Source organism: Bradyrhizobium barranii subsp. barranii (genome assembly GCF_017565645.3).
In the GTDB taxonomy this organism is placed as follows: Bacteria; Pseudomonadota; Alphaproteobacteria; order Rhizobiales; family Xanthobacteraceae; genus Bradyrhizobium; species Bradyrhizobium barranii.
The window spans coordinates 10,290,369-10,308,570 of the sequence record NZ_CP086136.1 but is presented as its reverse complement, the minus strand read 5'-3'; the positions used below and the strand labels follow the sequence as shown (position 1 = coordinate 10,308,570).

Annotated in this window: 16 protein-coding genes; 7 read left to right on the top strand and 9 right to left on the bottom strand. The window is 64.2% G+C overall.

What is annotated here, in order from left to right; all coding sequences use genetic code 11:
* Positions 1-190 precede the first annotated feature (190 nt).
* Positions 191-1,531 carry a T6SS phospholipase effector Tle1-like catalytic domain-containing protein gene (locus tag J4G43_RS50045; protein ID WP_208083471.1) on the bottom strand — a complete coding sequence of 447 codons (1,341 nt, stop codon included), beginning with the start codon at positions 1,529-1,531 and terminating at the stop codon, positions 191-193.
* A 276-nt stretch (positions 1,532-1,807) separates the two neighbouring features.
* Here J4G43_RS50045 and J4G43_RS50040 point away from each other — a divergent pair, with 276 nt between their 5' ends.
* The gene (locus J4G43_RS50040; RefSeq protein ID WP_225005617.1) at positions 1,808-2,356 is read left to right on the top strand and encodes a nucleotide exchange factor GrpE; all 549 of its coding nucleotides are present in this window, start codon (positions 1,808-1,810) and stop codon (positions 2,354-2,356) included.
* Positions 2,357-2,791: 435 nt separating this feature from the next.
* On the opposite strand, the gene ftsZ is transcribed toward J4G43_RS50040, so the two are convergent.
* The 4 genes from ftsZ to rpmB form a co-directional block, all read right to left on the bottom strand.
* Positions 2,792-4,054: a cell division protein FtsZ gene (gene ftsZ, locus J4G43_RS50035; protein ID WP_085399187.1), complete on the bottom strand. Its 1,263-nt coding sequence runs from the start codon at positions 4,052-4,054 to the stop codon at positions 2,792-2,794.
* Positions 4,055-4,104: 50 nt separating this feature from the next.
* The gene (locus tag J4G43_RS50030; protein WP_228411340.1) at positions 4,105-4,395 is read right to left on the bottom strand and encodes a hypothetical protein; all 291 of its coding nucleotides are present in this window, start codon (positions 4,393-4,395) and stop codon (positions 4,105-4,107) included.
* Positions 4,396-5,002: 607 nt separating this feature from the next.
* Positions 5,003-5,272, bottom strand: coding sequence for a hypothetical protein (locus J4G43_RS50025; protein ID WP_208083469.1), 270 nt, complete (start codon positions 5,270-5,272; stop codon positions 5,003-5,005).
* A 515-nt stretch (positions 5,273-5,787) separates the two neighbouring features.
* On the bottom strand, positions 5,788-6,099 hold the full coding sequence (gene rpmB, locus J4G43_RS50020; RefSeq protein ID WP_063980641.1) for a 50S ribosomal protein L28: 312 nt from the start codon (positions 6,097-6,099) through the stop codon (positions 5,788-5,790).
* A gap of 570 nt (positions 6,100-6,669) precedes the next feature.
* Here rpmB and J4G43_RS50015 point away from each other — a divergent pair.
* The 5 genes from J4G43_RS50015 to J4G43_RS49995 all read left to right on the top strand — a co-directional run bounded on the left by J4G43_RS50015 (position 6,670) and on the right by J4G43_RS49995 (position 13,573).
* A complete protein-coding gene (locus J4G43_RS50015) occupies positions 6,670-7,485 on the top strand; it encodes a DUF3108 domain-containing protein (RefSeq protein WP_063986025.1) in 816 nt (271 codons plus the stop codon).
* A gap of 805 nt (positions 7,486-8,290) precedes the next feature.
* A complete protein-coding gene (locus J4G43_RS50010) occupies positions 8,291-11,680 on the top strand; it encodes a helicase-related protein (RefSeq protein WP_208083468.1) in 3,390 nt (1,129 codons plus the stop codon).
* Positions 11,681-11,729: 49 nt separating this feature from the next.
* Positions 11,730-11,960: a S4 domain-containing protein gene (locus tag J4G43_RS50005; RefSeq protein ID WP_244623368.1), complete on the top strand. Its 231-nt coding sequence runs from the start codon at positions 11,730-11,732 to the stop codon at positions 11,958-11,960.
* Between the two features lie 132 nt (positions 11,961-12,092).
* Positions 12,093-12,431: a ferredoxin FdxA gene (fdxA, locus tag J4G43_RS50000; RefSeq protein ID WP_063980643.1), complete on the top strand. Its 339-nt coding sequence runs from the start codon at positions 12,093-12,095 to the stop codon at positions 12,429-12,431.
* 344 nt (positions 12,432-12,775) lie between these two features.
* Positions 12,776-13,573, top strand: coding sequence for a CarD family transcriptional regulator (locus J4G43_RS49995; RefSeq protein WP_208083467.1), 798 nt, complete (start codon positions 12,776-12,778; stop codon positions 13,571-13,573).
* A 176-nt stretch (positions 13,574-13,749) separates the two neighbouring features.
* Here J4G43_RS49995 and J4G43_RS49990 read toward each other — a convergent pair whose 3' ends face one another.
* On the bottom strand, positions 13,750-14,421 hold the full coding sequence (locus J4G43_RS49990) for a hypothetical protein (protein ID WP_210387282.1): 672 nt from the start codon (positions 14,419-14,421) through the stop codon (positions 13,750-13,752).
* Between the two features lie 128 nt (positions 14,422-14,549).
* Here J4G43_RS49990 and J4G43_RS49985 point away from each other — a divergent pair, with 128 nt between their 5' ends.
* On the top strand, positions 14,550-15,440 hold the full coding sequence (locus J4G43_RS49985; RefSeq protein WP_063980644.1) for a LysR substrate-binding domain-containing protein: 891 nt from the start codon (positions 14,550-14,552) through the stop codon (positions 15,438-15,440).
* A gap of 2 nt (positions 15,441-15,442) precedes the next feature.
* Here J4G43_RS49985 and J4G43_RS49980 read toward each other — a convergent pair whose 3' ends face one another.
* Genes J4G43_RS49980 through J4G43_RS49970 form a run of 3 tightly spaced genes read right to left on the bottom strand, consistent with a single transcriptional unit; the run spans position 15,443 to position 18,165 of the window.
* On the bottom strand, positions 15,443-15,976 hold the full coding sequence (locus J4G43_RS49980; protein WP_014490373.1) for a response regulator transcription factor: 534 nt from the start codon (positions 15,974-15,976) through the stop codon (positions 15,443-15,445).
* A complete protein-coding gene (locus J4G43_RS49975) occupies positions 15,966-17,345 on the bottom strand; it encodes an ATP-binding protein (RefSeq protein WP_208083466.1) in 1,380 nt (459 codons plus the stop codon). The genes J4G43_RS49980 and J4G43_RS49975 overlap by 11 nt, the downstream gene beginning before the upstream one ends.
* Positions 17,317-18,165, bottom strand: a complete 849-nt coding sequence (locus tag J4G43_RS49970) for an SURF1 family protein (RefSeq protein WP_208083465.1) — start codon at positions 18,163-18,165, stop codon at positions 17,317-17,319. The genes J4G43_RS49975 and J4G43_RS49970 overlap by 29 nt, the downstream gene beginning before the upstream one ends.
* Positions 18,166-18,202: the final 37 nt, after the last annotated feature.

The window sequence follows — 18,202 nt, the reverse complement described above, 5'->3', positions numbered from 1 at the left end:
CTGCCTAGTGCGCAATTGCGCACGGGGCGCAGGGACCCATACCGCGTGATCTGTCGGTTGTCGGCGGTGGGCGTACCGAGCCACTGGTCCGCGCCAAACGGCTCCTTGTGGTTATGGGTCCCTGCGTTCGCAGGGACGACAGCTGAACATGTGGCGCGCTCCCGCCTCCAATGACGAGCTTGCAGCGCCATTACGCCGTCACGATCTCATCAGCCTCAACACTAGCCTCCGCATGCGGCCTCACCGGCATCGGCACGGTCACATAATCCTTCGGCAAGTTCACCGGCCGGTAGCCCGGCTCCACCGCCATCCGCTTCAGCACGCTCTCGTGCACATGGGCGCCTTCGGGGATCACGCGCGGCTCGCAATCGGGGATGTAGAAGCCCAGAAAAACCTTCCGCTCCGGCCATTCCTTGTATTTCGCGCTCTTCGGCAGATATTCCAGCACGCGCCAGAGCGCCGTCATCGAATTGTGCAGCTCGCCGACCTTGCCGGTGTAGGCAGGCTCGACATACTGGAACGGCGAGTTCTTGCGCTGGATGCCCCAGGCGAGCTGGTTCACGGTGCGCGGGTTGAAGTTCAGCCCGGCCTTCGCGGCTTCCTCGATCATCCAGATCAGCGGATATTTGGACTCGCCGCTCTCGATTTCCGGATAGCCGCCGCCGACGTCGCAATGCACGCCGGCGAACCACACCTGCAAAATGTCCTGCGGCTCCTTCTTCTCGTCGGGCACGTAGCGGTTGCGCCAATATTCCTGCGGCTCCTTGTACGCCTTGAGGCGGAACATGCAGCGCTGCTCGTCGATCGCGATCGCCTGCCGGAAGATTTTGACGCTCGGATTGCGCAGCGTGAAGGCGAGCTCCTCCAGGCTGAACACGAAGAAGAAATTGTCGCGTCGCGGCACGATCACGCTCGCCACCGTGTCCCAGACGCCGATGAAGTGGATGGTCGGCCAGCGCGTCGAGGTGATGCGCGCGAACTGGGCTGCGAGATCGAATTCGTCCTTCGGCAGCGGCCCGCTCTCGTCGAAGGCGACATCCTTGAGGTCCTCGATGTCGTTGCCGCGCCCGGTGCCGGAATATTGCTTGTAGGCGACGAGGCCGGACCCTGCGAGGTTCGCCTGCTCCGGCGAGATCAGCCCGATCTTGTGGATCAGCCCCGCCAGCACCCGCACGGTGTAGGCGCCGCGCGAGAAGCCGAACAGATAGATGCGGTCGCCCGGCGCATAATGCTCGACCAGGAAGCAATAGGCTGACAGCACGTTGTCATCGAGCCCATAACCGGTGGCGAGCCCCAGCACCAGATTGACGTTGGCCTTGAGCCGGTGCCACGTCGAAGGCTCCGTCACCGTGCCGACGCCGGGATCGTAAAACACCATCTGCCGTGGCTTCGTCTTGTCGGTCTTGCGCAGGCAGCGATACAGCTTCAGGACGTTCGAGATGTTCTCCGAGATCTCGTTGCCGGTGCCGTCACAGCAGATGACGAGGTTCTTCGGCTCGGTTTTGGGTTTGTGCTGGTCGTCGTGCTCCACGGTATGCCCCTCCCGGTGATGCTACCGGGGCGAGTATAGCGAAAATGGATGGCAGCGAGGAGACGAAGTCGGCGTCGGCGGCATGGTGCCTCATTGCTCCATCATCTGTTGACATTAACCGCTTGTTAACCATGCCGTCGCCTAATGTGGACGGTGGGGGTCACCATGTCGGCCCATATGACGCGACCGAAGTTGATGCCTTTTTCGGCCGATCCAGCCTTCGGTTCGCTTAACCGGCTGGCGGTTCGCGTCACGGCTGTCCTACGGAGCAAAGCCATGTTCGGGAAGGACGATCTAGTGGACAATCTCAGCCGCGATCTCGATCGTGCGCGCCTGCGCCGCGATGCACTCGCATCCGAAGCCACGACTCTCACGGCTCAGATCGCCGAAATCGAAGCCCGCCTTTCGGAAGAGAAGACCAGGCGGGAGCGTGATCGCGTCTTGGCCGAGATCGAAGCGATAAGAACGCGAATCAAACAAGCCGCCGGCGCGTTTGCACCCGTCGTCGATGGTCTCTCCAGGGCGATCGAGTCGGCCTCGGCCGTCGTGCCCGAGGCCCGCGAGCTCAACAGTTTCATCGTGTCGGTGGCGACCGAAATCGACAGCGTGCTCGATCCCCTGATGCGCGAACTGGATCAGCGCGCGGATGCGGTGCGGGCAGGGCAGGCCGTGCTGGACCTCCCGCGTTCGGCCAATGAAGCACCGCCCATCGAGCCGCCAAAAGACGGCAACGATCGCCTGCTTCGCTTCCCGGCATGGCTGTCTCGCGACAAGGAGCCGGAAAAAAGGGAAACGGCGGAGACCCCGCGCAGCACGGCAGCGTGAACGATCGGCGCGCGCGCAGATAGGAAGCTCGCCTGCGGCTATCCTTCGAGACGCCCGCCTACGGCGGGCTCCTCAGGATGAGGACGGAGTGCGCGACCCTGGTTTCAACGGGTACCAATGCCGATTAGCCTCATCCTGAGGAGACCGCGGAGCGGTCGTCTCGAAGGACGAGGCGCGCGCTCAGGCTGTCCAGATTGTCATATGCGATAGCCCTCTCCCGCAAGCGGCTCCGTCATTCCGGGGCGCGCCTCTTGGCGCGAGCTACGGTGCGCAATTGCGCACCTGAGAATCCATTGCTCAACAGTCACTGCGGTCCGATGGATCCTCAGATGCGCAATTGCGCATCATAGCTCGCGACTTCGTCGCGCCCCGGGATGACGACCTGTTGTTGGGCTCGCTGGTCGCCAAGCAAGTAACTCCCCCTCTTGCGATCGCTCAGTTGGCGGAGCGGCGCAGGAAGGCCGGAATGTCGAGAAGGTCTTCGTCGGCTATATTGCGCGGAGAGGTGCGGCCGTACGGATCGAGCGGCTGAGGCGCCGCGCGGCGCGCATATTCCGGATCGGGCCTTGCCGGTTGCACTGCGGGTCGGCCGGCCGCCGGGCGGAGCGGCGGGCTTTCCACGTGCGGAAGCGGCGCACTGCGCTGCTCGATGCGATCGGCGATGCGGCGGCTGTCGTCGCGCAGCCTGCCGGCGAGCTGCGTGAGTGCGGTTTCCACCGGCGCCGCCAGCTGCGCCGGGTCGACATTGTCGATCCCGGTCGCCACCACCGAGACGCGGACGATGCCTTCGAGGCTTTCGTCGAACGAGGCGCCGACGATGATGTTGGCGTCCGGGTCGGCCTCGTCGCGAATCCGCGTCGCGGCTTCGTCGACTTCGTACAGCATGAGATCCTTGCCGCCGGTGATGGAGATGATGAGGCCGCTGGCGCGCTTGATCGAGGGGTTCTCGATCAACGGATTGGAAATGGCCGCCACGGCGGCGGCGAGCACGCGCTTCTCGCCGGAAGCCTCGCCCCGTCCCATCATGGCCTTGCCCTTCTCCCGCATCACGGAGAGAACGTCGGCAAAATCGAGATTGATCAGGCCTTCCTTGACGATGAGGTCGCTGATGCAGGCCACGCCCGAATAGAGCACCTGGTCGGCAAGGGCGAAGGCATCGGCGAACGTGGTCTTCGCGCTGGCCACCCGGAACAGGTTCTGGTTTGGGATGATCAGCAGGGTGTCGACCGTCTTCAGCAGCTCCTCGATGCCGGCTTCGGCAAAGCGCATGCGGCGCTGGCCCTCGAAATAGAATGGCTTGGTGACCACGCCGATCGTGAGGATGCCGAGCTCGCGCGCGGTCCTGGCGATGATGGGTGCGGCCCCGGTGCCGGTGCCGCCGCCCATGCCGGCCGTCACGAACACCATGTGCGCGCCGGTCAACTGATCGCGGATCGTATCGATGACCTCCTCGGCTGCGGCGCGTCCCAATTCGGGCTGCGAGCCGGCGCCGAGGCCTGCGGTGACCTGGGTGCCCAGCTGGATCAGGCGCGGCGCCTTCGACATGGCAAGCGCCTGCGCGTCGGTATTGGCGACGACGAAGTCGACCCCCTGCAGCCCGGACGTGATCATGTTGTTGACGGCATTGCCGCCGGCGCCGCCGACTCCGAACACGACAATGCGCGCCTTCATCTCGTGAATATCGGTCATGCCAGTCATTCTGTCCTCGCGATTGCTCCGGCAGGCCGGGATGGAGAAGGGTTCGAGTGCTATCTGCGAGCCGCGCGGTCTGCGCCCACGATGGCCGCGGCCAGATGTCCCAATCGACGTGCGGCTTGTCCCGCGGTCGCGCCGCCAGCCTGGCGACCGGTCCGTAAGTCCGCCACTTCGTCTTCCAGTCGTGCCGCCCACGCATTGGCTGCCGCCGTTTCGGCGGCCGCCTGCAGCAACTCGACGGCCAGGCGATCGGCACGCTCGCGCTCGCGCTCGAAAACTGCCCTGTAGGCGGCGGCGACATTTTCGAGCCGCGCGATCTCCGCCTTGAATGCTTCGGTCTCCATAGCGTTTTCGAGCGAAGTGGGTACCGGTTCGCGCAAGGAAAACGCGTCAGAACAGGAATCTGGAGCCCCGTTCCGATCTCGTCGGAACGGAAATGGCTCCAATGTCTCGACTTTTGCCAGGGAGGCATCGAGGGGGTCCGCCCGGCGGGCCCGCCGCGGGCGGGGCGTGTAGCGGAGCTCGGAGAGATCAACGCTCACCAGAGCCTTGCCGTCCTCCGCCCGCGAGCGCGGCAAACGGCGACGTCTCGCCAGGGCACGAGCGGCCTCGCGCGAGATATTGAGGCGGGCACTGAGATCGGCATACGTCAACAACGCAACGCACATCGGCGCTTCTCCTGGAGCAAACCGGGAAGGCATTTCGAGCTAATGATGGCTGGACGATTGCCGCAGGCTAGGCTGCGTTGGTTAACGGACGGTTAACGCGCGGCGGCTGCATCCTGTCCGTCTTGCGCAGGCAGCGATAGAGCATCAGGACGTTGAGATGTTCTCGGAGATCTCGTTGCCGGTGCTGCCACTGCAGATGACGAGATTTTTCGGATCGGATTTGTGCGCGTGCTCCACGGCATGCCCCTCCCCGGTTATGCTACCGGGGCGAGCATAGCGGAATTCATTGCGAAACAAGATCGGCAAAAGTGGCTAAGTTCAGTTCCGGTCCGGTCCGGAAAATCTGCACTACCTTGCGAGCTGTATCAGCATCAACGCTTTTGCCCTGCTTTCCGGTTTTTCGGAGTACCAAGATGTCGCCCTTGAGTTCGATCACCGTGAGATCTTTCTTCAGACGTGAACCCGAATATTCAGACAAGTCTACCATATAAACTTCCGATCGTTCGCCGACCGCATGCGCTTCGGAAAGACTTGATTTCACGAGGTGGATCATGCGCAAGTCGACCAAGCTCTGAAGCAATCGGTATGCCTCAGCGTGTTCGTGCTTATCTCTAAGCCCCACTCGGAAGAACGAGTAGTGATGCTCGTCAATGCAGAAGTTTCGCAAACGCTCTAAAGCTTTGAGCCTAAGCCAACTAGGCGGACGCCATTCTGTAATAGATTAATCTGTGATTTTTTGAATTTCTGTATGAGCAGAAGCTCTGCTTCTACCGCAGTTAGTGCCATTCCAGAGCTCTCCCCCTTGAGCTATCGAGGAAATCTCGCTGCCGATTTCCTCATTCTTTGCAATTTAGACGCTCGAAGAGCCGAAGTACAAGCGCAGGAAGAGTTAAGTGGGTAGTCTTAAGGGCTTACGTCACGGAGACTTTGTTCGGAGCGCTTAAAGTCATTGCTTGAGCGCAAAAACAAAAACGGCCGGATCTTTCGATCCGGCCGCGACGCAAAACTCTACTGGCTAAGACTACGCCACGCGACGCAACTTAGCCCCCGCCCGATTTCAAAATTGGATTAGCTGGCCTTCTTCGCCGGCGCGGCCGTCGGGCCGACCTTCTTCTGGATGGCGCGCTTCAGCTCGAGGGCGCGCGGCGACAGGACGTCGGCCTTGGCCTTGAGCAGGAAGGGGTCGAGGCCGCCATTGTGGTCGACGCTCTTGACCGCGTTGGTGGAGACGCGCAGGCGCACGTTGCGGCCGAGCGCTTCGCTGATGAACGTCACGTTGACGAGGTTCGGCAGGAAGCGGCGCTTGGTCTTGATGTTGGAGTGGCTGACCTTGTGGCCGACGAGGGGGCCCTTGGCCGTCAGTTCGCAGCGGCGAGACATGGTAGAAATCCTCTTCTGTCCCCCAAACGATTTGCGGCCGCCATTCTGGGCGCCACGGGGGCTAATTCTGTGTCCTTGCAGGGAGCGGGCGGACGTATAGGGGGGAAGGGACGGGACGTCAAGGCGACGGGCCGTTTTTGGCCCGTCGTCCCGGGGCGCGCGCGAGCGCGAACCCGGGATCTCAGGCCGCATATCCGGTGTCATCCCCGGCCTGACCGGGCGATCCAGTATTCCACCAGCGGCGCGGCTGGAGCCGAGGGGCGGCGGCGTACTGGATGCCCCGGTCAAGCCGGGGCATGACAGGGGAATAAGTGGCACGACCTTACCACCCCCGATCACCAAAACGGCAATGATTGAAGTGCCTTACCATCACATAAAGGGCGCATTCACCCCCGAAGTATCAAATGGAGTTCCGCATGCCTTGACGCCCCGACACATTGTTTGCCGCGGTTTTTGGCTTAAGTAACAACCGTTCGCGCCCCGATTGGATTGTTCGTGCTCACATCCCCCCGACTTTGGCTCCAAGGCTTTGTCAGTCACGGCTCAGTCAGTCCGCGCTCTGCCGGCCGGCTGGCCTTCGCGGCCCTTTGCGGGCTCGTGGTGGCGTGGGGGGCGGAGCCCGTCGCGGCGCAGGGCAAGCTCGAGGCCCAGTATGAGGCGACGCTGGCGGGCATTCCCGTCGGCAAGGGCGCCTGGAACATCGACATCGGCGACGACGTGTTCGCGGCCGCGGCCTCCGGCGGCACCACGGGGCTGCTGAAATCGTTCGCGGGCGGGTCCGGCACCGGCGCCTCGCAAGGTAGGGTGGTCAACGGCGCGCTGGTCGCGACCGGCTACCAGGCCTCCACCACCACCTCGAAGAAGACCGAAGAGATCCGCATCACGCTCGACAAGGGCAATGTGAAGGAGTTCGGCATCGTGCCGGAGCCGCCGGTCGATGCCGACCGCATCGTCGTCACCGATGCGCATCGCCGCGGCGTCTGGGATCCGATGACGGCCTCGCTGCTGCGCGTGCCCGGCACCGGCGACCCCGTGACGCCGGACGCCTGCCACAACGCAGCACCCGTGTTCGACGGCCGCATGCGCTACGAGCTGAAACTCGATTTCAAGCGCATGGAGAGCGTGAAGGCGGAGAAGGGCTACAGGGGCCCGGTGGTGGTCTGCGCGCTCTATTTCGTGCCCGTGGCGGGCTACATTCCCGACCGTCCCGTGATCAAATACCTCGCCGCCCAGCGCAACATCGAGATCGCCTTCGCCCCCGTCGCGGGCACGCGCATCCTGGTCCCGTTCTGGCTGAAAGTGCCGACGCCGCTCGGCCCGGCCATGCTGGAAGCGACCAGCTTCATCACCTCAGCCCAGCCGCCAAAGGTCGCCAAGACGCAGTAGGCGCCGCTGCCCACCCTCCCCTGGATGGAGGGGGAGGGTCGATCGCGCGCAGCGCGAGCGGGGTGGGGTGATCTCTCCATGCGGGCACTGTTCGAGGGGAGAGATCACCCCACCCCGCTGCGCATTTCGCTTCGCTCCATGCCCGCGACCCTCCCCCTCCAGGGGAGGGTGAGAAGCGCGCCGCATCAGACGGGCTGCGATCCGTCATTTTCGCGGTTTAAGAGGTCTAGTTATTTCAATGGTTTGGCTACTGTGCATGGGGTTGTTTTCGCGAAAATGAGTTTGGGGGTCGTGATCCCGGGAATCCATTTGACTCCTCCGCGATTCTGATTCGACTCCGCGCCGTCCCCAATTTTAAGGAACCGGTGATCGAAACGCCGCTTGTGCGGCAGGGCAAAACTCCATCTAGTGCACAACCAATAAGAGTCCCGCGACATGTGGCGTGAACGGAACAGGCTTCAGCGGGAGTCAGCGATTCGGCCGCGATTCGTTCTAGAGTCGTTCCGAAGCTTAAAGCCAACGGGAAAAGCGTCGCAAAGTGAGACAGTTGCGCGAGGTTTGGGGAGCGCGCTCCCACACTCTCGGTGTCATCGCCCGGCTTGACCGGGCGATCCAGTACGCCGAGGCCGTTGTGGTTGAGCGGACAGGCCGCGGCGTACTGGATGCCCCGGGCAAGCCGGGGCATGACAGCGGAATGCTTGGCTGCAGCGTAGCGTTCGGAGACATGGCCGACACCTCCCAGCCCTCAACACACCCCAAAGCAGCACTGACATTCGCCCAAATCGCCACTACCTAATCCCCAGACATGGCCTTCTCCTCCTCCCCCTTCGCCTCCGAGCGCGCACCCGGCGCGGGCGTCACTGCAGTGCTCGGGCCGACCAACACCGGCAAGACCCATCTCGCCATCGAGCGGATGCTCGCGCATCCCTCTGGCGTGATCGGGCTGCCGCTGCGGCTGCTCGCGCGCGAGGTCTATAACAAGATCGCCGCACGGGTCGGCAGCGAGGCCGTCGCGCTGATCACGGGCGAAGAGAAGATCAAGCCGAAGAACCCGCGCTATTGGGTCTCGACCGTCGAGGCGATGCCGCGCGATCTCGACGTCTCCTTCCTTGCCGTCGACGAGGTCCAGATCGCGTCTGACCTGGAGCGCGGCCACGTCTTCACCGACCGCATCCTCAACCGCCGCGGCCGCGACGAGACGCTGCTGTTGGGCGCGGCCACGATGCGCCCGATCATCGAGCGGCTGCTGCCCGGCGTGTCCATGATCACGCGGCCGCGCCTGTCGCAGCTGGAATTCGCCGGCGACCGCAAGATCACGCGCCAGCCGCGGCGCACCGCCATCGTCGCCTTCTCGGCAGATGAGGTCTACGCCATCGCCGAGCTGATCCGCCGCCAGCATGGCGGCGCGGCCGTGGTGCTGGGATCGCTGTCGCCCCGCACGCGCAATGCGCAGGTGGAGATGTTCCAGAACGGCGACGTCGACTACCTCGTCGCCACCGACGCCGTCGGCATGGGCCTCAATCTCGACGTCGACCACGTCGCCTTCGCCTCGGACCGCAAGTTCGACGGCTACCAGTTCCGCCGCCTGACGCCGGCCGAATTCGCGCAGATCGCCGGGCGTGCGGGCCGCGCCACCCGCAACGGTACTTTCGGGACGACGGGCCGCTGCGGGCCGTTCGAGCCCGAGCTCGTCAACGCGCTGCAGAACCACACCTTCGACAACGTGAAGATGCTGCAATGGCGCAATGCGAAGCTGGATTTCGCCTCGCTCGGCGCGCTCCAGGTGTCCCTGAACCAGTCGCCCGGCCATGAGGCTCTGACGCGCGCGCCGATCGCCGAGGACATGCGCGTGCTCGACCACGCCGCCCGCGACGTCGAGGTGCGCGATATCGCGCATGGCAAGGCGGCCGTGGAACGGCTGTGGGAGGCCTGCCAGGTCCCCGATTACCGAAAACTGTCGCCGGCGGCCCATGCCGAGCTCGTCACCACGCTCTACGGCTTCCTGATGCAGAAGGGCTGCATCCCCGATTCCTGGTTTGCGGCCCAGGTGGACCAGGCCGACCGTATCGACGGTGACATCGACACGCTGTCGGCCCGGATCGCTCAGATCCGCACCTGGACCTTCGTCGCCAACCGCCCGGACTGGCTGAAAGACCCCGAACGCTGGCAGGGGATCGCCCGCGAGGTCGAAAATAAATTATCGGATGCGCTCCATGAACGCTTGACTGAGCGTTTCGTTGATCGCCGGACCAGTGTATTGATGCGCCGCCTGCGGGAGAACACGAGCTTGAATACTGAAATCGGCAAGACCGGCGAAGTCATCGTCGAAGGCCATGTCATCGGCCGCCTCGATGGCTTCACCTTTGCACCGGATGCGGCGGAAGCAGGCTCCGATGCGAAAGCCTTGCAGGCTGCAGCGCAAGCGGTGCTCGCCGGCGAGATCAACGCGCGCGCCGAAAAACTGGGCAATGCGCCGGACGATCAGTTCGTGCTGACCTCGGAAGGCACGATCCGTTGGACCGGCGATGCCGTGGCGCGCCTGTCTGCCGCGGAGGAGGCGCTGCATCCGCGCATTCGCATCATCTCCGACGAGCGCCTCACCGGTGCGCCGCGTGAGAAGGTGCAGGCCCGGCTCGAGCTCTGGCTCAAGACGCATATCGAAAAGCTGCTCGGGCCGATGTTCGAGCTCTCGAAGGCCGAGGACGTCACCGGCATTGCCCGCGGCATCGCCTATCAGCTGGTCGAGGCGCTCGGCGTGCTCGAACGGCCGAAGATTGCGAACGAGCTGAAGGATCTCGACCAGCCCTCGCGTGCCGTGTTGCGCAAATACGGCGTCCGTTTCGGCGCCTATCACATCTATTTCCCCGGCCTGCTCAAGCCCGCCGGACGCGCGCTGGCCGCACTGCTGTGGGCGCTGAAGCAGGACAATGTCGATCTGTCCTCGCTGTCGGGCGCGCAGCATCTGGCATCTTCGGGCCGCACCTCGTTCCCGGTCGACAAGCAGCTGCCGCGCGATGCGTATCGCGTGCTCGGCTACAAGCAGGCCGGCGAGCGCGCCGTGCGCGTCGACATCCTGGAGCGCCTTGCCGATCTGATCCGCCCGGCGCTGGCCTGGCGCGAGAACTCGCCCGGCGAAAAGCCCGCCGGCGCGTTTGACGGCCGCAGCTTTGTGGTGACGCAGGCGATGACCTCGCTCACCGGCTCGGCCGGCGAGGATTTCGCCTCGGTGTTGCGCGCGCTCGGCTATCGCATGGAGAAGCGTGCGCCGCTGCCGCCGAAGCCGGTGGCTGCCGCCGCGGAGACGCCGGCTGCCGAAGCAAGCGCAGAGGCTCCGACTGAACCGACTGCGACCGATGATGCCGCCGCAAGCGCGGACACCGCGATCGAAGCCGCCGCCGAGCCCGTCACCGTCGAAGACGCGCCCGGCATGGAGCAGCACGACGAGCCCGCGCATGAAGAGCCGGCGCTCGAAGCATCGCCTGATGCCCCCGTCACGCCCGAGGATGCCCCCGGCATCGCGCCGCCCGCGGAAGAGGCTGCTGCGCCCACCGAGGCGGTGGAAGCCGCTCCCGCCGGGGCCGCTGCAACGGAAGCCGCTGCATCCGCCGATGCCGCCGCGCCGGTCGAGGCTGCCGCTGTGCCTGGCGAGCCCGAGCTCGTCGAGGTCTGGCGTCCCGGCGGCCGTCACGACGATCGCAAGCCGCGCCACGAGCGGCATCGCCATCAGCGTCACCACAATCAGCGCCCGCAGCAGGCCGGTGCCGAAGCTGGCGCCGCCCCCGCCGAAGGCGAGGCCGCGCCGTCAGCCGACGGCGAGAAGCGCAATGAGCGCCATCGTCACGGCGGCGGTCATCGCAGGGATGGGGCAAAGGATTTCCGCAAGCCGCGCGAAGGTGGTGCCGAAGGCGCGCCGCGCCAGGAAGGGCGCGACGACAAGAACCGCCGCTTCGAAGGCAAGGATCGCGACAACAAGGATCGCGATCGCAACAAGGGCAAGTTCGGCGGCGATCGCGACAAGGGCCGCGACAATCGCGGTCGTGACCGCGACAAGGGCCGCGACCGTCAGGGCGGGCCGTCGCTGCGCCCCTACGCCTCGAGCGCGAACCCGCGCGAGCGCGATCGTCCGGCCGATCCGAACTCGCCCTTCGCAAAGCTTGCTGCGCTGAAAGAGCAGCTGTCCGGTCGCAAGGAGTGATCCCACGACCGAGCGGCAGCGCCTCGACAAATGGCTGTGGCACGCGCGGGTGGTGAAGGCGCGCACCTCCGCGGCCGAACTTGTTGAGTCCGGCCACGTTCGCATCAACGGTACGCGCGAGAAGTCGCCGGGCCATGCGATCAAGATCGGCGACGTGATCACCATCGCGCTCGATCGTACCGTGCGCGTGCTGAAAGTAACCGCTTTCAACGAGCGCCGCGGCGATGCCGCCTCGGCCCGCGTGCTCTACGAGGAGCTGAGCGAAGCGAAGCGCAATTAATTGCGCTTTGAATTCATTTCTTGGTCGATCAAACGCGTAAAGCCGTCATGATCGGCCGTTCCCGACCTTGCGGCGCCGGGCCATCCGCGCTACGCAAGCCGCGACTTTTAAAAGAGCTTTTCGGAGCGTTGGATGACTTACGTCGTCACTGAAGCCTGCATCAAGTGCAAGTATACCGACTGCGTCGAGGTCTGCCCGGTCGACTGTTTCTACGAGGGCGAGAACATGCTCGTCATCCATCCTGACGAGTGCATCGACTGCGGCGTGTGCGAGCCGGAATGCCCCGCCGACGCCATCAAGCCGGACACGGAACCGGGCCTCGAAAAGTGGCTCCAGGTCAACGCCGACTACGCCAAAAGCTGGCCGAACATCACCCAGAAGAAAGAATCACCCCCCGACGCGAAGGAATTCGACGGCCAGGAAGGAAAGTTCGAGAAATATTTTTCTCCGAACCCGGGCTCGGGAGACTAATTCTCGCCCAAACTTAACCCTAATACCTTCGTCTGCGCCGAAAACCAGCCCTCAAGACCCCTAAATCATTGATTTTTGCAGGAAATGTGCTATATTGAGCACATTAAGCTGAACCCCGTCAGCCCAGTTGGCCCCGTTGGGTTCCCGTGAAACCAAATGTCGAACAGGGGCGTGGCAGTTTCCGCGCGCAGGCTGTGTCACAGAAAACGCGTAAAAAGAGTACTTCAGCGAGGGCTTCCCATAAGGAGGCCAAAAAAGTCGCCGCGGCCAGCCGTAGCGCATCCAAGGGTCGGACCGCGACTAAGGCACCGGCTGCAAAGTCCTCGAAGAACAAAAGAAGCGCAATGCCTCACAAGACTGCCAAACCGGCCGCGAAAGCGACCGTTGCCAAGCCTGCTGCTGCCAAGGCTTCCGCTGCCAAGCCCGTTGCTCCGAAGGCTCCTGTTGCTGCTGCCGCCCCTGCCAAAGCCCCCGTTGCTGCTGCGAAGCCGGCCGTGAAGGCTGCTGCACCCGCGCCGAAGGTCGAGGAAAAGAAGGTCGTGACCCAGCGCCAGGGCTTCAAGGCCAACGAATTCGTCGTCTATCCCGCTCACGGCGTTGGCCAGATCCTGGCCATCGAGGAGCAGGAGATCGCCGGTGCGAAGCTCGAGCTGTTCGTCATCAATTTCATCAAGGACAAGATGACGCTGCGCGTGCCGACCGCCAAGGTCGCGAACGTCGGCATGCGCAAGCTGTCCGACCCCGCGCTGGTGAAGAAGGCGCTGGAGACGTTGAAGGGCCGCGCCCGCGTCAAGCGCACCATGTGGTCGCGCCGCGCCCAGGAATACGAAGCAAAGATCAATTCGGGCGACATCGTCGCGATCGCGGAAGTCGTGCGCGACCTCTACCGTTCCGAGTCGCAGCCCGAGCAGTCGTACTCTGAACGTCAGCTCTATGAAGCGGCGCTCGATCGTCTCTCCCGCGAGATCGCGGTTGTGCAGCACTCGACCGAGACCGAAGCGGTCAAGGAGATTGAGGCCCAGCTCGCCAAGAGCCCGCGCCGCACCAACGCCAAGGCGGAAGCCGCCGACGGCGAGGGCGAGGCGGATGCCGACGGCGATACCGATGGCGACGACACCGCCGTCGCCGACGAGGCCGCGTAAGCGTCTCGCAGCGTCGATTGCAAGCAATCAAAAGCCCGGCCGGTTGGCCGGGCTTTTTTGTTTTGAGCGGATCAGGCTTTGTGACGGTGCAATCCATGCGTTCGCACGGCCACGGGTGTTCAGGCCCCGTGTTGAGGGCATCGCGTCGAGGGAGAGTGTGACGAACTTGACCCGAGTCACTTCCTGATCAGCGGAATCTGCAAATTGGTCGGCCGGTTCTGCTCGGTGTCAAAGCCACGGCCGTCGATGTTGCGGGCGCCCCAGAACAGGAGGTCGCCCCTGAGATAGACGAGATCATATTCCATGAAGTTCGTGGCCTCGGCGAGACCGAAGGGAGCGAAGGTCTTGCCGAAGATGCTCTGGGGCGCGCCAACGTCCCACGGTGCATATCCGACCGCGGCGACCTTGTTGAGCACATCGGCAAATCCCTGTGCCAGCGGCGTAACCTCGTAGGTCTCGTCGGCAACGAAGTCGACCTTCTGCGCGCCCGGAGCGATGGGATGCGCACCCCTCCACAGCATATGGCCGCCAATCCTGATCCGCGCGAGCGGCACGGCGCTGTAGGGATCGGCCGAGTTGACGATCTCGAGCTCGAAACGGTCGGAGGGGAGATATTTGAAGGCCCGCTTGAGATAGAACGGCTTGAGCGTGCCATCGGCGTTCTTCGCCGCGCTCGGGCGCACCTCCGGTGCGATGCTTTCCCAGTCGCCGAGCAACGCCTGCTTCAATCCTGTCACATCCAGTTCCATGTTGTTTGCCTTTGCCTGCGTGTTGGAGGATTGCGCAGCCACTTCGCCAGATCCCGCCAGCGTGAGGATCAGCAGAGACGTTTGAATGCTCTTGAGCATGTGAAGCTCGCTCCCGTGCGCCTCTGCCTGCCAGGCAGACTTCGTTCACGCCGGCTATACGGGCAGCTGGCCGCTTGGAAAAAGACTTTGTAAGCTGGCCCCATGCCTGCGAGATATGGGAGATCGCGATGGAGCTTCGGCATCTCCGCTATTTCGTCGCCGTTGCCGATGCGGGCAGTTTGACTGTTGCGGCCGAGCAGAAGCTGCACACGTCGCAACCGTCGCTCAGCCGGCAAATCCGGGATCTCGAACGGGAGGTCGGCGTTCCCTTGATGAACCGCAGCGCCCAAGGCATCGCGCTGACGGCGGCCGGCAAGGCCTTTCTCGAGCACGCCAGAATGGCGCTGCTTCAGGCGGAGGCTGCCAAGGAAGCGGCGCTCCGTGCCGCGCAGCCCCCGCAGCCCGCTTTCTCGTTGGGCTTTCTGTCGGGCGCCGAAATCGACCTGCTGCCCGAGGTGGATCGCATTCTGCGCGACGCATTTCCCGGCATCGATATCCGCCTGTCGAGCGATTATTCGCCCTCGCTTGCCAAGGCCCTGATGCGGCGAAAGCTCGATGCTGCCTTCATCCGGTCGGAAGAGCACATGGAAGATCTGGTCTGCCGGCGCGTGCGCACCGATCCGCTGGTCTTCGTCTTTCCGAGCGACCATCGGCTGGCATCGCAAGCCGCGGTGGCGCCCGAGGAGATCAGGGACGAGACCTTCTACCTACCGTCCAAATCCGCTCCCGCGGTTCGCCGTATCGTTCTGGATTATTTCAGCCGGACCGGAATCGACCTCAAGCCCGATCGCGAAGTGCACAACGTCGTCCACGCGATCTCGATGATTGCGTCGACGCGCGGCGTCATGATGCTGCCGGCCTACACGAAGCGATATTTGCCGGAGACCATCACCACCCGGCCGGTGCGGGGAGAAGCACCCAAGCTTGATCTCGTTGTCGCCTATCACAAGGCGAATCAATCCCCGATCCTGAAGTTGCTTCTCTCCGAGGTCGGCAAGCTCGCGACGGCGTCGTCCTAGGCTCACTTCACCGGCCGCTTCTCGAGCTTTCTTGCCAGCGTGCGCCGGTGCATGCCCAATCGTCTCGCCGCTTCCGAGATGTTGAAATCGGTCTCGATCAGCGTCTGGTGGATGCGCTCCCATTCCAGCGTCTTGATCGAGGTCGGCCGTGCATCGAGTGCGACTTCGGCGTTGCCTTCGGCCTTGTTGAAGGCGGCTTCGATATCGTCGGTGTTCGACGGCTTTGCCAGGTAGTGGCAGGCGCCGAGCTTGATCGCCTCGACGGCGGTGGAGATGCTGGCAAAGCCGGTCAGTACCACGATCAGCATCTCCGGATCGTGCGTGTGCAGCAGCTCGACGCAGGCGAGGCCCGAGGCGCCGCCGAGCTTGAGATCGACCACCGCGTGTCCAAAGGATCGCTCCTCCAGCACCTTCCGCACCTCTTCGATCGAAGCTGCGAGGACGACGTCGTAGCCGCGGCGCTCGAACGAGCGCTTCAGCGTGCGCGCGAAGCCGGCATCGTCCTCGACGACGATGAGCGAACGGTCAGGCGTCAAAATTTCCTCCGATCGCGAGCGTTGCGAGCGGCAGCGTCAGGCGGACGGTGGCGCCACGCTTCCTGTGGTTCTCGGCGGTCACGCTGCCGCCGAGCTTGCGCACGACGTTCATCACCAGGAACAGGCCGAGCCCGCCGCCGGCGCGGCCCTTGCTCGAGTGATAGGGTTTTCCCAGTTGCGCCAGCATCTCCGGCGCAAAGCCCGGGCCGCGATCGCTGATCGACAGCACGAGATTGTCGCCCTCGCGCTCGGCCAGCAGCTCCACCCATTCGCGCGAGACCTCATAGGCATTGTCGAGTACGTTGAAGATCACCTGCTTCAGCGCGACGTCGGAGACGATCGCGACGTCCTCGCCGAACGTGTTGACGAAATAGAGCGTGCGGGCCGAGCGTGCGTCGCGCCACTCGTTCACCAGCGCGGTGACGAAGGCCGTCACCGTCGTCGGCGAGGAGCCTTCGCCGCGCGCTTCGCCCGCCGACACCAGGATGCCCGTCACGATGGTCTTGCAGCGTTGCAGAGAGGTTTCCATCTCCGCGAGATCCTCGGCAAGTTCCTGATCGGCGGCGAGATCGGGCATGCGGCGCCAGTCGCTGAGGATGACCGACAGCGAGGCGAGCGGCGTGCCGAGTTCATGCGCAGCGCCGGAGGCGAGCAGGCCCATGCGGACGATGTGGTCCTGCTCGGCCGCATGCTGGCGCAATGCCGCCAGATGCGCATCGCGCTCGCGCAAATTCCTGTTGATCCGGGTGACGAACACGACCAGCAGCACGGCGTTGAGGACGAAGCCCAGCAGCATGCCGGTCACGGTGAGACTGTAGGCCTCGCTGATCGGGTTCGGCGGCAGGTCGAGCGGCCGGTAGGCCATGGTCAGCCAGATGAAACTCGCGCAGGTCAGTGCGACCAGCGACCAGGTCGAACGGGCATTAAGCAGCACCGCGCCCAGCGTCACCTGGAGCAGGAACAGCGAGGTGAAGGGATTGGTGGCGCCGCCGCTGAGGTAGAGCTGCGCCGTCAGCGCGGCGACATCGAGCATCAAGGCGACCAGCAGCTCGTTGTTGGTGATCGCGGCGCGATGGCGCACCCAGACGAGGCTGGAGACGTTGAGCAGCAGCAGCGCGCCGATCACCGCGCCCATCCGTTCCAATGGCAGGGGAATACCCAGGCCAAAATGCACGCCGCCGATGGTCACGATCTGCCCGACCACCGCGGTCCAGCGCAGCTGGATCAGCAGCGCCATGTTCTTGCGGTTGGTCTCGTCGTCGGTCGGCGCAACGCCGATCAGCTCGCTGCGCGCGTCCGCCGGCGATTGCAGCGTGACGGCGTCATGCGTCATTCCGTCGTCAGGTAGATTCGACGATCGTTCCAGCATCTGATCCCGTCCTGCGGGCGGTGGCATCGGAGCCGCCGGCCGGTTCGTGGACGAAGCGCTTGCGGCGGAACAGCCCGCCGCCGAATGTGACGAAAAGTTTACCCGCCAGCATGAAAGCCAGGGCAAACCACGTCAGCGCGTAGATCAGGTGGTTATTGGGAAAGCTGATCACGGTCAATCCGCCGATCGGGCCGCTGGTGGTTTGTGATCCGGCGTCAGCATCGACGAAAAAGGGTGCGACATGGTCGAGGCCGCGCGCTGCCGCAATCGCGGCGACATCCCGCGAGTACCAGCGGTTGTGCTGGGGCACGTTGTTCCGCAAGAATCCGCCCTTCGGCTCCGTCATGCGGAGCAGGCCCGTGATCTCGACCTGGCCGTCCGGATTGCCGTTCTGGCGCGTCGATGCGTCGCGCCGCTCGGACGGCACGAAGCCGCGATTGACCAGGACCAGCGTGCCGTCGCCGCGCTGAAGCGGCGTCAGCACCCAATAGCCGGGGCCTTCCTCGGTGACGGCCTGAACCAGCGTCTCGCGGTCATGCAGGAAGCGGCCGGTGAGGCTGACGTGCCTGTATTCGTCGTTTGCGGTGGAGACGGCCGGCCAGGCCGCGGGCGACGGGATCGGCTGGGCCGGGGCATGGACGCGCTGCTCGACGCGGTCGATCAGCGCCAGCTTCCAGGCGCGCCGTTCGATCTGCCAGACGCCGAGTGCGATCAGAAGTGCAAAGGCCGTGAGCGAGAGGACCGTGAGCCACAGGCGCGGACGCGCAGCCTTGCGGCGCGCGCCCTTGTCCCTGCCTGTCACGGTCCAAGCCTTGCTCACGTTCAAGCCTTGCTCACTTCCAAGCCCTGCTCACTTC

Coding starts and splice junctions, on each gene's coding strand:
- J4G43_RS49985 (WP_063980644.1), top strand. CDS start 14,550: ATGGAGCTTCGGCATCTCCGCTATTTCGTCGCCGTTGCCGATGCGGGC.
- J4G43_RS50040 (WP_225005617.1), top strand. CDS start 1,808: ATGTTCGGGAAGGACGATCTAGTGGACAATCTCAGCCGCGATCTCGAT.
- ftsZ (WP_085399187.1), bottom strand. CDS start 4,054: ATGACTGGCATGACCGATATTCACGAGATGAAGGCGCGCATTGTCGTG.
- J4G43_RS50025 (WP_208083469.1), bottom strand. CDS start 5,272: ATGATCCACCTCGTGAAATCAAGTCTTTCCGAAGCGCATGCGGTCGGC.
- J4G43_RS49990 (WP_210387282.1), bottom strand. CDS start 14,421: ATGCTCAAGAGCATTCAAACGTCTCTGCTGATCCTCACGCTGGCGGGA.
- fdxA (WP_063980643.1), top strand. CDS start 12,093: ATGACTTACGTCGTCACTGAAGCCTGCATCAAGTGCAAGTATACCGAC.
- J4G43_RS50010 (WP_208083468.1), top strand. CDS start 8,291: ATGGCCTTCTCCTCCTCCCCCTTCGCCTCCGAGCGCGCACCCGGCGCG.
- rpmB (WP_063980641.1), bottom strand. CDS start 6,099: ATGTCTCGCCGCTGCGAACTGACGGCCAAGGGCCCCCTCGTCGGCCAC.
- J4G43_RS50030 (WP_228411340.1), bottom strand. CDS start 4,395: ATGGAGACCGAAGCATTCAAGGCGGAGATCGCGCGGCTCGAAAATGTC.
- J4G43_RS49975 (WP_208083466.1), bottom strand. CDS start 17,345: ATGCTGGAACGATCGTCGAATCTACCTGACGACGGAATGACGCATGAC.
- J4G43_RS49995 (WP_208083467.1), top strand. CDS start 12,776: ATGCCTCACAAGACTGCCAAACCGGCCGCGAAAGCGACCGTTGCCAAG.